The sequence below is a fragment of the Flavobacterium sp. CSZ genome, assembly GCF_015350725.1.
Lineage (GTDB): Bacteria > Bacteroidota > Bacteroidia > Flavobacteriales > Flavobacteriaceae > Flavobacterium.
This window is the reverse complement of the sequence record NZ_JADKPQ010000013.1, coordinates 144,465-159,262: the sequence shown is the minus strand read 5'-3', so window position 1 is coordinate 159,262 and position 14,798 is coordinate 144,465. Positions and strand designations below refer to the sequence as shown.

The window sequence follows — 14,798 nt, the reverse complement described above, 5'->3', positions numbered from 1 at the left end:
TATACTTGCATTATAATCTGCCTTCACATTATGAGAACCATCGAAATACTCATCAGAATCAACTCCCACTACTGTCTCTACCTTAAACGAGCACAAAGGAAATTTTCCCTAATTTGCCCAAAGTAATATCCGTTGTGTCCTCTGTTTTACTAAATCTACACTTTAAGAGAACAAACAGGTGAAAATTTCCACTTCTGGCTCATTAAGCTCATTATTACAAACCAGCCCTAAGCATTCTTTGTAGAAAACTACACAAAGAAGCGTTTTTTTTAAAAGGAAAGACAACAGCTTTACTGACCAAGGAAGAACTCTAAAAGCCATAAAAAACGAATGCTGTTTAAATATGAAAACCATATTGATTTAACAAAAATACTTTGTAAATCTAAGTTTTTGCTCTATTTTAAATTGTAGAATATAACGTCTAGTTGTAATTAATAATTTTTAAAAAAAATAAAAGAATTCTAAGAATCATAAAATAGAATAATGAAAGAAATAATACTAAAAACAATTATCTGATCTTTTGCTTTCTTATTGGCAACCTATAGCGCGAAGAGCTCTTAAAAAAAAGCATTAAGCAAGTAAACAACAAAGAGCACCTTCACCCCAGTCTCCCCCTTACCGGCCTCCAAAAAAACTGCAAAAACTAAAGACAATCTACAAGAAAAAACCAAAAACTAAATAGCTAAAAAAAAAGAATATCTTTCTTTTTCTTTTGATTTTATCTAACTTAGTGTTAAAAAAACACTCCGATGCAATACTTTATTTCCATAAGTGCTAAATCTGTAAACGGAGTTATTAAAATACATTATTCCGGGTTTAGTGCTATTGCAAGATGCATATTGCCGTCGGAGTTTTGAAGATTCTTTTTAAGAAAATAATTTTATTAGCAATATTAACATCAATAAACCATAATAATATGAAGTTTGGTATTTGGCTCACAGCATTTCTATTTGTAACCATAAACTCCTGCCAATCATCAAAGGCCATCGATTTTAAGGAGTCGCTAGAAGAGTCGCAGCGCAGAGCCTCTGAGATTATTCTTGGAAAAGAAGGTCCAGGGGAAAAAAAACTCAAATGCCTGCAAAAAGATGATTATAAGGGAGCTTTAAGAGCTTTGGAACTAGAGAATAAAGAATTTAACAGACTTATTACCCACATTAAGAAGCTTTCAACTGAGGGTATCCCAGAAGGGAAGCCGCTTAAAACTGCCGCACTTGAATATTATGAGTCCCTTAAAGAGCTTCATGTTTTTGATAGAAAAGAAATAGAGCAGCAAGCACTTCTAAGAACACTAAAGAACAATCAATTAAACAATGCCCAAAACAACATTCTAGCACTGGCAAAACAGAAAAAAATGCTTTATGCCACGGTATATCAAAAGGAAGCTCTCCTGCGTACTGCCATTGGAGACTTTGAGACTGCAAATGGTTTTTGATACAGCTTTTCTCTGCATTTGATCCTAATTTTTTACTTCCCGTTTCCAGATGTAATCAATGTCTTACTGAGTCTGCTATTTATTTTTTTTCAAGTCATGTTTTACCTGCCTTTCTAAATGATAACATAGAAGAATTGAAAGACAAGAGTGTTTGGGTCAAAATCTCAACAGCACTACTTTGATCTAAAACCAAATACCTTTTACTTTTATATAGTTCTCATCTCCAGCTCGCCCCTACTCTTCTTTTTCTCCTCTTTATCTCCAAGGCAAACAAAGCTGTAAACTTATAAATTCAGCGCTGAATTGTGGAATGATCCACAATGACTTCTCTAATTTTCATTATTTTCTCAATATCCCATAACTAAGTGTAAATCTTAATTTAAAATACACTGCCTGAAGAATGATATATTTTGGATAACAATCACCTTTAGTATTCATTTTTTAATGGCTTTAAAATTTTAAAGATAAAATTATTCCCAAATACTAGAGAGGCCTCTTTTTATATGCCCTATTAAATGAGTAAGTTTGGCTCGTTGCTGCTTTTATTTTCTTTTTTAGAATCGTACTAAAATAAAGAAGCAAAGGGAATATTATCAGCATTGGGACTGCTGTTCGCAACCGCCTTCTCAAAAAGGCTCAACGCAATAGGCACAAGCAGAGAACCTGAAAATCATCCTATAGTAATTAATTGGTTACTTAAAATTAATTGTTTTTTATAACTGGGTTTCACTAGTTTTGTTATATGGTGGAAAAGCATAGAATTTATTTTTTATTCATAGAGCAATTATTTCAGTAGCAAAAATAAGATTGAGTTTTTTAAACGTACAAAAAAATAAAAAATGAACTTTAAAAATAAATTAATTGTATTTAAATTTATCTGCATTGGATTACCGGCAATTCTATTTGCACAATCAAAAAAACAATCCGTTACCCTGACTTCTCCAGATAAAAAACTTGTAGTTCAAATTGAACAAACCTCTGAAAATACTATTGAGTACAGTTTTCGGGCTGATGGTCATTTATTGATACAAAAATCTAAGCTTGGGTTAGAGTCACCCAACAATATTCATTGGAATAAAGTTAGTAATTCATCTGTAAAAGCTCTTTGGAAACCTCTTTGGGGTAAAAGGAAAAATGTAACTGATCATTACAATCAAACCACAATAGATCTCACTTCCTATCAAATAAAGGTCAGAGTCTACAATGATGGAATGGCTTTCAAATATGAAGGATTAAGCGCAGAGAAAGAACTCACAGAATTTAACTTTGCAGAGAACTATTCAGCTTGGTATTATAACGGAGAACAAGATAATATTGGTCCTGAAAATCTACATCAAGCAAATGAAATCCGAGAACCGGTCATGGTTGTTAAAGCAGCAGAAAATAGTTATATGGCAGTGCATGAAGCTAATCTTGAAAGTGGAGAGCCTTTACTTTTACAGCCGCACAAAGGAACAGCTTTGTTTTCGGTTCCTTCGAAAAATGCAAAGGCATGGAGAGTTGTGATGTATGGAAGAACTCCGGGAGAATTAATTGACTCTCACCTCATTGAATTACTTAATCCTGAACCTATAAAGGGAGCAGATTTCTCATGGGTAAAACCCGGTGTGGCTGTATGGGATTGGCGTATTGATGGCGCCCTAGCCGATGGATTTAAATATGAAATGTCATTAAAATCCTGGAAACGCATGGTTGATTTTGCGTCTGCTAATGAAATGAAATCTTTGGTCTTAGACGCTAACTGGTACGGTGAAGAATTTAACAAAGAATCGGATCCTATAAAAGGAGGAAAAGTTGAACAAGTACACCAAATAATTGCTTATGGAAAGCAAAAAAACATAGGTATTTGGTTGTATTTAAATGATGTTGGAGGCAAAAATTACCCTTTAGAAAAAACATTAAAACAATACGCAGACTGGGGAGCTTCTGGTGTAAAATATGGTTTTATGCAAGGCACTGCGGAGCAAAAAAACATACATACCCAACATATAACCAAACTTTGTGCAGAAAACCATTTAATGGTTGATTTTCATGATGGTCCGGTTCATCCCTACGGACAAATGAGAACCTGGCCCAATGCCGTTACCCGTGAGTTTTGTCAGGCGCAATCAGATGCTCGAAGAGTTTTTCAACCCAAAACTTTTGTTACATCAGTTTTTGTGAACATGGTAGCCGGACCTCTCGATATGAACAATGGGACATTTGATATGGAGCAAAAAGGAAGAGTCGACAATCCAATGCCGGTACCTTCTACCATTACGGCAGAAGCAGCTCGCACGCTTATAACATTTTCTGGGGTAACTATTATTCCGGATATTGCTGAGAACTACAATAAGTATCCAGAATTATTAAAGTTTATAAGTGCACAAAAACAGCCTTGGCAAGAAAGCAAAACAATCAGCGGTGAAATTGGTCAATATATTGTCATGGCGCGTCAGAATTCAGATGGAAATTGGCTGATAGCAGCAGCGACAAATGAAAATGGTCGTTCACTTCGTATTCCCCTTACGGTATTAGCCAAAGGGACTTACAAAGCGATGATCATTCAAGACGGAAAAGATGCCGATTTCAGAACCAATAAAGTAAGCCACAAAACCATTTCTAAAGAAGTTACCAGCAGCGACTTTATTGATCTTACACTTGCTCCTGGAGGAGGAACTTGTATTTTACTACAAAAAGAAAAATAGTTATCTTAGATAAGATACTTATCTGTTTTTTCAATTATCTTGTTGGAAATACGCCTAATGAATATTGAATGAATGTAAATGTCCCAAACTGTTTTTATATAAAATAATCCCAAAAGCCACCATAGGTTTTTGGGATTATTTATATTTATTTACTGCACATTAGAGCCCCACTATAATCAAATACTAAATTCCTCTGCTTAATTGTTATTATACTTCTTAAACATTCCATATCTACAAATTTTAATGATTTAAGCATTTTACAGCTAGAAGTTTTGTAATGTAGAAAATGCGGTTTTTTCTATACAAATTTAGTTAACTGAATTCAGGAAATATTTAATAGTCAAGTAAATAAAATTATAAAGTTTAATCACTTCTACCCTATAAGCTCCGTCTTATCCCGTGCTTTTCTAAAGTCAGGGCTTTTTCTCAATTACGAATGCTTTTAATTCAGCTATTTTGCCATTATCAAATCGCCAAATGTCACAATAAATGTAATGATCATATTCTCCATTCACATTTTTTAAGGCAATGCTGCCTGTTGCAGTTACAAACTCGCCCTGCTCTATTGCTTTTTCCATATCAAATACTGGTGGTGCCAGATAGAATTCTTTGATATATTGCCTTACTGCTTGTTTTCCTAAAAGAGTTCTCTCACCCACAAATACCCATTTGGTATCTTCAGTGAGATAGGATAAGTACGCTTCGTATTCTCCTTTTTTCACATGTTCGTTTGCATTAACTAATATAGATGTGTTTTTCATGTTCATTGTCTTTTTTAATTTTAGATTTTCATCTTGAGAATAAATATTAAGTACCGCCATAAATAATAAAATATTTGTGAAGCCTTTTTTCATCATTACCTTTTTTGATTTAATTTTGAACTTTAAATTATTGAAATAGAATAGTTCTGCGAAGCTATAACATAAAAGTCATATTGGCTTTATTGACAACTAATTGTAAGGTACTATCAAAAATGTAAGTTATGTCGAAAGTTAAGGTTACAAGCACCAATTTTGAAAATAAAAAAATCTTAGCAGAGGAGTGTTCAGAGGTATACGCGGCAAACATAATTGGCGGCCAATGGTCACTTGTAATTTGTTCCTGGCTATTACAAGGCAAAATGCGTTTTAGCGAATTAAGGAAATCTATACCAAATATTACCGAACGTATGCTAACGCTGCAACTGCGGAAATTGGAACAAGATAATATTATAAAGAGAAAGGTATACGCTCAAGTCCCTCCTAAAGTAGAATATGAGTTAACAGAAATTGGCTATGAGTTAAGGCCAATAATCCAGCAAATGGAGCAGTGGGGAAAACGGCACAAATATTTATATGCTAAATGAAATAGTAAACTCACTTTATTTAATACTATAATTTTATAAAGAATTTCATTTTACCAACAAGACAACTATAGAGAATTCTTTGCCAGTCCCTAAAAAAGGAAATTGAGAACTCACCAGACAGATAAATCAAATAAATTTTCATAAATCCTCAACAAGACATCCAAACCAAATTTACAAAGCCAATGAAAGATTTACACTAGAGATGATACGCCAATCAATCTCAATCCTTCATAAAATGCATAAAAATTTGTCCCGTTGAGCTCACCAAAGCAAAAAGACGCCAACTCAAGAGAATTGACGCCTTTTTTCATATATCCTATTAACAAAAGAGTTAACTCCTTTTTTGTTTTTATCTCCTATTTTAGAATCACAAAAAAAATAAGATAAATTACATAAATATTCACATGAAAAATAAGCAAATTTAAAATTTAGCATGTTACAAGCTAACAGATTCAAGCCCCAAGAATGAACAATCTAAAATACATATTTGCTTTGCCTGTTTAATTAGTTGACTTACGATTTTGCAGAGCCCAGAAATATTGCGCTATCGCGAAGAAAAGCCGTAATCCAGATTAAGACCATAGGGATTCCTGGATTCAGCATTGAGGCATCTTTGGCAAGCTCGGTAGCCATTGCCCCTGCAAAATAGCAGCAAAGCAGAATAAATCCGATTTTCATTGTTTTAGGTATGGCAAACAATACAACAAATATCATCTCCATTAATCCTAAAATACTTGGATTGTATTTTTCTAAACCTGCTACCGACCATGGGAGATGAATAAATTTCATCAGACCGCTTATAAATATTATTGCAGTTGTCAATGATGTCAGTGAAATCACAGTGATTTTTTTTAATTTCATATTTTTTTTTAAATTAATATTTTACTTCTCTCGCCTCAACAATTACAAAATACCCAATGCGTTCTTTTATCAGCCATTTCCCCTGCTGGAAAACATATTTATCATCATATTTAACGCTGTAATCTGAAAGAACATCCTTTCCTTTGGTTTCTCTGATCATTTTAATTTGTGTGAATGAAATACCAGTAGCTGTATTGCCATTGATCTTTACCGAATGCTGACCATTTAATGTAAAATAAGTTTTAACATGAGAGGCGTGTACATTGAACTCTTTTTCCATGTTTTCTCTTCCTGAAACATTTCCTGCTAAAAAATCCCCCATATAAGCTTTATAAACAACATCCGGTGTAAATAAATTAACTACCTCGGAGATCTTTTTTTCATCACTTAAATAGGCATAGTCATCAATTAAATTTCTTAATTGTTCTTTCGTGTTTAAAATTTCTAGTGTCATAATTTTATAATTAATAGTGTAAATAATTCATGCTTTAAAAAATAGCTCTCCTAATTGTTTTTAATTTTTTCGATTTAGATAATCAAAATGCTTTATCCCCCAGCCCGCTATGTCAATTAGCAAGCTTCTAAGTGTCTTTCCGTAAGGGGTTAAATCATATTTTATTGCAATACTGCTATGTTTTGATTCACTTCGGAAAACTATGTCATTGATCTGCAGTTCTTGAAGTGCCTTTGATAGTATTTTAGGGGATATACCAGATATACCCCTTTGAAGATCCATGAAACGCGTACTTCCATGTTATAATAAGAAAACAACTATCAGCATTGACTTGATGATTTGTTGAGAAATTTCAGCAGAACCTCTTGCGTTCTCTTTTGATTCCATATTATTATCATTTCTTACTACCAAACCTTTAACTTTAATTTTAATTTTAATTTTATTGTTGCGTCTAATTGTTGTCAATAACTTCAAATAGCTCGTACGGCTGCAGCATTTTTGCGTCAAACTCTATGTGGAAATCCAGGTCAGAAAACAACCTTGTGAGAGTCTTTAGTTCAAGTCCGTGCTGTTTGGCTAATTGAAAAATCAATCCAATGCCCATGCTGATAATATTGTCAGTCCACTGATTAATTTCTTGTACATTATCAAATTTATTTACAAAGCTCTCCACAAAAGCCTGTCTGTTGGCAATGGGGACAATCTCATACTCTTTAGAGTTTTTGGCATAATCGGATATATCTTCTTTGTCAAAGTCCGTTCTTTTTAGAACAAGCACCAGGCACTCTGATACTGGTGAGTTTTCAAAAGGCAACCCGCTAATCTGTATGCGGTCTATACGCATTATTGTAAAAGGCCATTCACCGGTTGAGGGCATTAACTGATATAAATTCAGAATCGAAGAGTCTATTTTTCGTTCTATTTCCATATTGATCTTTCAATTTTTCAGGACGTGCCGCTCAAATTAGAAAAGCTTTCAATCCGTATTTATTTTTTTATTCTGTTTTATTTTTTATTCTGGACAAAATTAATTTATATTTACTTACAATTTATTACCTATTACCTAAAGGTTAGTAGGTAATCAAAACAAACCACGATATGAAAGAGCAAAAAGAATCAGAAGAAGTTGTTGCAAATAAAGAATTTACAGACGAATGCCACAGAGTGATGGCAGCAGTAAGTGATGCTCTGTACGCCATCGGTGGAAAATGGAAATTAATGATTATCATCGCTATGGCCAGAGGCAATAACAGGTTTACAGAAATCCAAAGACAGGTTACCGGAATTTCTGCCAGAGTACTCTCAAGTGAATTGAAAGAACTAGAACTTAACGGTTTTATCATCAAAAAAGTTGCCGTGGGATATCCCGTAACAATCGAATATCAGCTTTTACCCTACAGCCATACTCTCGAAGAAGTTGTAGGCGCCATGACTAAGTGGGGAATGCAGCACCGTGAGAAGATCAAAAAAGACAGATCTTAGGATCAAAATGATAGTAGCCCCGTATAGATAGCTAAAACCGTCCTGTTTTTTCTCCCGGACGGTTTTAACTGTATCACTATGTAAATGGTCTGAACAAGCAGAAATAGAAATGAACTAATTACAATACCACTATTTTAGGTGTTTCTATTTTATCTATTTTCCCTCCTGTTAATGCCATTCTGTTTTCCAGAGCGTTATTAAAATCATGAGGATAACCTTTAGATACTGAGCTGGCATCATCGAGTTTTTTAATCTGCATTGTATTTAAATGCAGATCAGCTGCCTTTAGATTGTTTTGAATCTGTTCAAATGTTCTGGTCCCAAGAATCGGAATAACGCCTTTTGACTTCAGCCAGGCAAGAGCTACCAATTCCGGCTCACTCTGAATTTCACCAGCAATTGAAAACAATTCATCCAGCACAGTTTCTGCAGCAGGATCACCTTTATAAGGAATACTGCCTTTAAATGCAGTAGCCCTGCCACTTTCACCTTTTCGGTACTTACCAGTTAGAAGCCCTCCTGCCAAAGGTGACCATGCCATTACCCCAAGGCCAAAAGCCTCTGCCATTGGTAAAATGTCACGTTCTGTAGTGCGCTGTAAAAGACTGTATTCTACCTCTATAACACTCAGAGCCGACCATCCTCTAAGATCAGCAAGTGTTGCGGCTGCCGAAACCCGCCATGCCGGAAAATTAGAAATGCCACCGTAAACAATCTTTCCTGCACTTACAAGATCATCAAGTCCTCGTACAATTTATTCAATAGGAGTAAAAAAATCATCCTGATGAACAAAATAGATGTCAATCCTGTCAGTGTTAAGTCTTTTAAGGCTGGTCTCTACAGACTGAACCATATTTTTACGATGGTTACCAAGGGTTCCTAAAGCTTGCTGCGGGACTATTCCTCTGGTATATTTGGTAGTAATTACCAGATCATTTCGTTTTGAAGCTATTGCTTTTCCCAGAATTTCTTCTGATTCGCCGCATTGATAGGTATCCGATGTATCTATAAGGTTTCCTCCAAGCTCCCTATATAAAGAAACTATTCTATCGGCTTCTTTTGGGTCCGTGCCGTATCCCCATGCCTGTCCAAAATTTCCGGCACCTAATGCAAATTCACTAACCGGTAAGCCTGTTCTCTTTCCTAAAAGTTTGTAATTCATCTTTTTAGTTTTTAAATTGAATTACAAAGGTATTTGCTAAAGTATTACTTTATATTAGTGCTATACAAAAGGTTAGCAATTATTATTTGGTTATCAGTTATCTTATTTTTGGATATTTATCATGATTTGTAAAATAAAATAAGGGTAAAAGTATTTGTTTTTAGAAAAGATTATAAATGAGCCTTAGAGTAAAGTAAACTAACATCTAAAACTTTAAATTTGCGTATAATTCTACAACATGAACCAAAAACAGCAAGAAAAATTAAGAACCCTCAGCTATTCAGGAATTTTCCTGTCCTGTTTTGCTGATTATAGCGAGAAGTGCATCCATGCTACACCGGAGCATGTTTTGGTTTATATATATTCCGGAGAGCAGGTAATTGAGGACCGTGACCAAAAAATTACACTTCAAGAAGGAGATTGCGCTTTCATTAGAAGAGATCATCGTTTGAAAATGTTTAAGAACAGTAAAGACAAAGATTTATACAAAGGCATTTCCCTTACCTTTAAAAGAAATGTATTGCGTGAGTTTTACAGTAAAATAGATAAATCAGAATTACCAAAATACATACCTGTTTCAGATGATAATGTTTTTAAGCTAAAAGCTACACCGGCCATAGGAAGTTTGTTTCAATCCCTTACACCCTATTTTGACAGCAATATAAAACCAACAGAAGAAATAGCCCATTTAAAACTACAAGAAGGCATTTATGCTCTACTAAATAGCAGCGAACTTCTTTATCCAGTACTATTTGATTTCGCAGAACCATGGAAAGTCGATATTTTAGAGTTTCTTAATGAAAATTATATGGACGCATTGTCTATGGAAGAAATAGCATCCTTTACAGGCCGAAGTCTGGCAACTTTTAAAAGAGATTTTAAAAAAATAAGTAATCTTACACCACAAAAATGGCTGATTAAAAAAAGACTTGAAGTAGCCTATGTTAAACTTAAAGAAGAAGGTCAAAAAGTACATGATGTATCTATCGATGTCGGCTTTAAAAATCCTTCGCACTTCTCAACAGCATTTAAAAAGCAATATGGAATACCGCCAACAGAAGTTTAGATTTGTTACAAAAATTGAGCTTCTCAGAAAAGACATTTGAGCCTCGCAGTAAAGTTACTGCGGGGCTTTGTTTTTAATTTTGTATTGTAAAAAGATATTAAAAAACAGTAAAAATGAAAGCAATAGCGAGAGATATATTTGAAAGATTACGAAATGGTGAGACTATTAATCCAAACGATCCTCAGATTCATGAGCTTAGGGAAGCTTCTTATGCTACTAAAGAATTACTGCTTCAAATGAATAATTCTTCTGATGCTGAGAAGATCAGAATGATACTAAGTCAAATTACAAAAACTCAAATTGATGAAAACACAACTGTATTTACGCCATTGTATATCAATTATGGAAAACACCTAAGTATCGGTAAAAATGTGTTTATCAACTTTGATTGTACATTTTTGACATTAGGAGGTATTACAATAGAAGATAATGTACTTATTGCGCCTAAAGTCAGTCTACTATCTGAGGGACATCCTGTAGCTATTAATCAAAGACATTCACTTGTTCCAGGTCATATACATATTAAAAAAAATGCCTGGATAGGTGCAAATGCAACTATTCTTCCAGGAGTTACTATTGGGGAAAATTCAATTGTAGCCGCTGGGGCTGTAGTATCTAAAAATGTTCCTGACAATACTATTGTGGGCGGTATTCCGGCAAAATTTATTAAGACAATAAATGACAACTAATAAAAAAGATGATGAAAATTAGAATTTTAGCAATCGTTAGCCTAATGATATTAGTTCAGGCCTGCACACAAAAAAAAGAAAAAGAGCAAAAGAACCAATCTGCAAAAACAAAAAAAATGGAACAAATAGAATCAAAAGAATATACAACTTTTAAAGTCAGTGATCATGTTACAATGCATCGAGTTGCTTTTAAGAACCAATATAATATGGAGGTTGTCGGGCACTTATTTACACCGAACAATTTTGATCCTAATGCAAAACATCCTGCTATTGTTGTTGGGCATCCCATGGGAGCAGTTAAGGAACAAAGCGCTGATGTTTATGCTTCAGAAATGGCAGACCGTGGATTTATAACTTTAGCGATTGATTTATCTTTTTGGGGAGAAAGCGCAGGTGAACCTAGAAATGTAGTAGCTCCCGAAATTTACGCTGAAGATTTTAGTGCTGCTGTTGACTTTTTGGGAACGCGACCATTTGTCGATAGAAATAATATTGGAGCGATTGGAGTGTGCGGAAGCGGAAGCTTTGTTATTAGTGCGGCAAAGATTGACCCAAGAATAAAGGCTATTGCAACGCTTAGCATGTATGATATGGGTTCAGCAAGTCGCAATGGACTAAACCATTCTCAGACAGTTGAGCAAAGAAAGAAAAATCAACTTAAAGCTGCAGAACAGCGTTATGTCGAATTCGCAGGCGGTGACACAAAATATACCAGCGGAACCGTTCATCAATTAGATGACAAAACAGATCCTATCCAGCGTGAATTTTATGAGTTCTATCGAACCCCACGTGGCCAATATACACCTAAAGGTGGATCTCCAAAAACCACAACCCATCCTACACTTAGCAGCAATACAAAATTCAATAATTTCTATCCGTTTAATGATATAGAAACGATTTCACCCCGTCCGCTGCTTTTCATCACTGGCGACAAGGCTCATTCAAAAGAATTTAGTGAAGATGCCTATAAACATGCTGCAGAGCCTAAAGAATTATATTATGTTAAAGATGCAGGACACGTAGATTTGTACGACAAAATTGAATTAATTCCTTTCGATAAGTTAGAATCATTTTTTAAAAGATATTTACATTAAGAAATTTTAAGTTTTTAAAAATTATTATCGAAGTAGCTTCTAATGCAATTAAATCTTCTCGCTAATCTCTAATCATTTATTATTACTAAAAAACTAAAATAGGAGTCATAATCCCCAACAGGACATCCAAACCAAAATGTTAATGCCATACAAAGACAGCCTCTACTTCCAGTAAGCCAATCTTCAAGTCTTCCAAAAAGTTTATAGAAATTTGTCCTGTTGCTGTCACAAACAAGCCAAATGGCGTCAATTGAAGACAATTGGCGCTGTTTTTTTATACCCTTACTTATTTTTATTAGTCTAAAGAGCCGGGCTCCTCAGCAGCCCTAGCCCCCATTGCTTCGCCAGTTCGCTTTGCTCGTGTGCAGTGAAATCCTTTTGTGCCGAGGCTGGGCACAAAAGATTGGAACCAATAGCGGGAAGAGTTGCTAAAAATAGCTTCAATGAGGTGTAAACTCATAAACTCGGCGCTGAATAGTAGCATGATCGACAGAAACTACTCCCATTTTCATGATCTCTTCAACATCCCGATAGCTTAATGTAAATCTAAGCTTAAAATATACTGCCTGCAGTATAATAGACTTCGGATAGCAATGATCTTTCGTATTCATGTTCATGAGTTGAAGAATTTAAAAAAGCTAAGGATAAAACTTAGCTCTAGATGCGACAGAACCTTTTAGATGTTATATAACAGCCAGTACATGTAGTTTATCGTGCCTTTCGAAGTTTTGTATTTAATTGCTAGTAAAAGTAATATTAGCCGCACTGTTAAATTTTATCATTCTGATGTTAAATATGAGTAAATCCCTGCAGACTCCAACTTGTTTATCTATATTTGTAATAGATAACACAGCGATTTGCGCTATCATTTTCAAAGGAATATAATTTTCAGATTCATTGGCGAAGATTGCAAAAAATGTTGTTAATTTATATACTTTGTTTTTCGGATGTCTAAAGACCTTATAATATCTAATAGCCCCAAACTATGAAAAAAATTACCCTAATGATTTGCCTGCTGCTCGTAGCTGCCGGCGCAAGTGCACAACAGGAAAAAGGAATTATAGGATACAGCAACTGGCTGGATAACTGGACAGAATTCAAGCCTCAAAAGGCCGAGTCCAAAGATGCAAATCAAATTTTAGCAGGAAATATTACTGAAAATACAAAACTGTTGAAAAGAAATGTATATATCCTTCAGGGAAATGTATATGTAACTAATAATGCAGTTCTCACTATTGAGCCTGGTACAGTAATTATTGGAGATGCTGTTTCAAAAGGTACTCTTGTAATCACAAAAGGGGCACAAATTATAGCCGCAGGACTGGAAACAGACCCTATTGTATTTACCTCAAACCAAAGCATGAAAAAAGCAGGAGATTGGGGAGGCGTTGTGATTCTTGGTGATGCTCCAATAAATAAATTTGGCAATGCCGGTTCTTATAATATGGACCTTGATGCGGCACTTACTGTATATGGTGGGAACAACCCCGCTTCAAATTCAGGAGTATTAAAATATGTGCGAATTGAATTTGCCGGTAAGAAAGTTAAAGGAATGGATAGTTTTAATGGATTGACTATTGCAGGAGTGGGCAATAAAACCATTTTAGAGAATATCATGGTAAGTTACTCAGGCGGTGATTCATTTGCTTTTTATGGAGGTGATGTGAACCCGGCTCAATTAGTATCCTACAAATCCATCAATGATGATTTTAAATTTACACAAGGGATCCAATGCCGATTATTTAATTCATTGGCCGTGAGATCCTCTTACTTATCGAGCAACAAAGATGGATCCAGATGTCTGGAGGTAAGAACCTATGAAAAGAAAAATGAAACTGACTTCACCAAAAAATCTACATTCGTTAGTGCTTCGAACATGACAATGCTAAACGATAGTGAAAATATTACAGCAGACATTCAGGCAGGTTTAGTTAAAGAAGCTGTTTATGTTGGTGAAAACGCATCTTTGGAATTAAAAAGAAGTGTAGTTTCTGGTTTTAATCCTGCGGTACTTATAGACAGCAAAACTGAAATCAATGAGGTTACCCTGAAAAAAATCAAATTCGAAGAGATGTTCTTTAACCAATGCAGCGGCAATATCTTTACAGAAAACAAGACTGACAATACAGATTTAGAAAACTGGTACGGTAACAGCATCTTTTTTAATGTTTATTCCCACACGGACAACAAAGAAACTTTTGTTGACCTATATAATGCAAAAAGACCAGATTACAGACTTCAATTAGGAAAAATTACTGCCTCAAGCGGTAAATAGATCCCGATTATTTTGCATAAAAACCAATATAAAAGGAAACAGAAATTTACTCTGTTTCCTTTTATTATTTAGAATTCTTTTAAAATTCATTCTCTCTGATGTGTGGATTGAAGTTAAGGTATTTTCAAAAACTCGACTATTTTGTTTTAATATACATAGTCATCAAGTTATAGAACAAACCGAATTGAATTGAAAAACTTTAAGGTAACCAAATTTAGATATAAGTACCACTTAAATTATGACAAAAG

At 34.6% G+C, this 14,798-nt stretch carries 13 protein-coding genes and 1 pseudogene; 8 read left to right on the top strand and 6 right to left on the bottom strand.

Annotated features, from left to right (window positions below):
• The first annotated feature begins 916 nt into the window (after nt 1-916).
• Both IRZ78_RS16085 and IRZ78_RS16080 read left to right on the top strand, forming a co-directional pair.
• Nucleotides 917-1,435 carry a hypothetical protein gene (locus IRZ78_RS16085; protein ID WP_194617511.1) on the top strand — a complete coding sequence of 173 codons (519 nt, stop codon included), beginning with the start codon at nt 917-919 and terminating at the stop codon, nt 1,433-1,435.
• Between the two features lie 839 nt (nt 1,436-2,274).
• Nucleotides 2,275-4,122, top strand: a complete 1,848-nt coding sequence (locus IRZ78_RS16080; RefSeq protein ID WP_194617510.1) for a glycoside hydrolase family 97 protein — start codon at nt 2,275-2,277, stop codon at nt 4,120-4,122.
• A gap of 413 nt (nt 4,123-4,535) precedes the next feature.
• Here IRZ78_RS16080 and IRZ78_RS16075 read toward each other — a convergent pair whose 3' ends face one another.
• Entirely contained in the window at nt 4,536-4,883 is a 348-nt protein-coding gene (locus IRZ78_RS16075) for a nuclear transport factor 2 family protein (protein ID WP_228520502.1), read from the bottom strand.
• Nucleotides 4,884-5,104: 221 nt separating this feature from the next.
• Between IRZ78_RS16075 and IRZ78_RS16070 the strand changes: the two genes are divergently transcribed.
• On the top strand, nt 5,105-5,467 hold the full coding sequence (locus IRZ78_RS16070; RefSeq protein ID WP_228520501.1) for a helix-turn-helix domain-containing protein: 363 nt from the start codon (nt 5,105-5,107) through the stop codon (nt 5,465-5,467).
• A gap of 513 nt (nt 5,468-5,980) precedes the next feature.
• Here IRZ78_RS16070 and IRZ78_RS16065 read toward each other — a convergent pair.
• From IRZ78_RS16065 to IRZ78_RS16050, 3 genes are all read right to left on the bottom strand, one after another.
• On the bottom strand, nt 5,981-6,256 hold the full coding sequence (locus tag IRZ78_RS16065) for a hypothetical protein (RefSeq protein ID WP_347349834.1): 276 nt from the start codon (nt 6,254-6,256) through the stop codon (nt 5,981-5,983).
• 85 nt (nt 6,257-6,341) lie between these two features.
• Nucleotides 6,342-6,782, bottom strand: coding sequence for a nuclear transport factor 2 family protein (locus tag IRZ78_RS16060; RefSeq protein WP_194617507.1), 441 nt, complete (start codon nt 6,780-6,782; stop codon nt 6,342-6,344).
• Between the two features lie 451 nt (nt 6,783-7,233).
• A complete protein-coding gene (locus IRZ78_RS16050) occupies nt 7,234-7,710 on the bottom strand; it encodes a hypothetical protein (RefSeq protein WP_194617505.1) in 477 nt (158 codons plus the stop codon).
• Nucleotides 7,711-7,880: 170 nt separating this feature from the next.
• On the opposite strand from IRZ78_RS16050, the gene IRZ78_RS16045 reads away from it, so the two are divergent.
• Nucleotides 7,881-8,264 carry a helix-turn-helix domain-containing protein gene (locus IRZ78_RS16045; protein WP_194617504.1) on the top strand — a complete coding sequence of 128 codons (384 nt, stop codon included), beginning with the start codon at nt 7,881-7,883 and terminating at the stop codon, nt 8,262-8,264.
• Nucleotides 8,265-8,382: 118 nt separating this feature from the next.
• On the opposite strand, the pseudogene IRZ78_RS16040 reads toward IRZ78_RS16045, so the two are convergent.
• Nucleotides 8,383-9,426, bottom strand: a pseudogene (locus IRZ78_RS16040) (aldo/keto reductase).
• A gap of 238 nt (nt 9,427-9,664) precedes the next feature.
• On the opposite strand from IRZ78_RS16040, the gene IRZ78_RS16035 reads away from it, so the two are divergent.
• The 3 genes from IRZ78_RS16035 to IRZ78_RS16025 all read left to right on the top strand — a co-directional run bounded on the left by IRZ78_RS16035 (nt 9,665) and on the right by IRZ78_RS16025 (nt 12,275).
• A complete protein-coding gene (locus tag IRZ78_RS16035; protein ID WP_194617503.1) occupies nt 9,665-10,492 on the top strand; it encodes an AraC family transcriptional regulator in 828 nt (275 codons plus the stop codon).
• 113 nt (nt 10,493-10,605) lie between these two features.
• Nucleotides 10,606-11,181 carry a sugar O-acetyltransferase gene (locus IRZ78_RS16030; RefSeq protein WP_194617502.1) on the top strand — a complete coding sequence of 192 codons (576 nt, stop codon included), beginning with the start codon at nt 10,606-10,608 and terminating at the stop codon, nt 11,179-11,181.
• Between the two features lie 8 nt (nt 11,182-11,189).
• Nucleotides 11,190-12,275, top strand: a complete 1,086-nt coding sequence (locus IRZ78_RS16025; RefSeq protein WP_194617501.1) for an alpha/beta hydrolase — start codon at nt 11,190-11,192, stop codon at nt 12,273-12,275.
• A 440-nt stretch (nt 12,276-12,715) separates the two neighbouring features.
• Here the strand turns inward: IRZ78_RS16025 and IRZ78_RS16020 are convergent, their stop codons facing one another.
• The gene (locus IRZ78_RS16020; protein ID WP_194617500.1) at nt 12,716-12,892 is read right to left on the bottom strand and encodes an IS6 family transposase; all 177 of its coding nucleotides are present in this window, start codon (nt 12,890-12,892) and stop codon (nt 12,716-12,718) included.
• Nucleotides 12,893-13,260: 368 nt separating this feature from the next.
• On the opposite strand from IRZ78_RS16020, the gene IRZ78_RS16015 reads away from it, so the two are divergent.
• Nucleotides 13,261-14,550: a hypothetical protein gene (locus IRZ78_RS16015; protein WP_194617499.1), complete on the top strand. Its 1,290-nt coding sequence runs from the start codon at nt 13,261-13,263 to the stop codon at nt 14,548-14,550.
• Nucleotides 14,551-14,798: the final 248 nt, after the last annotated feature.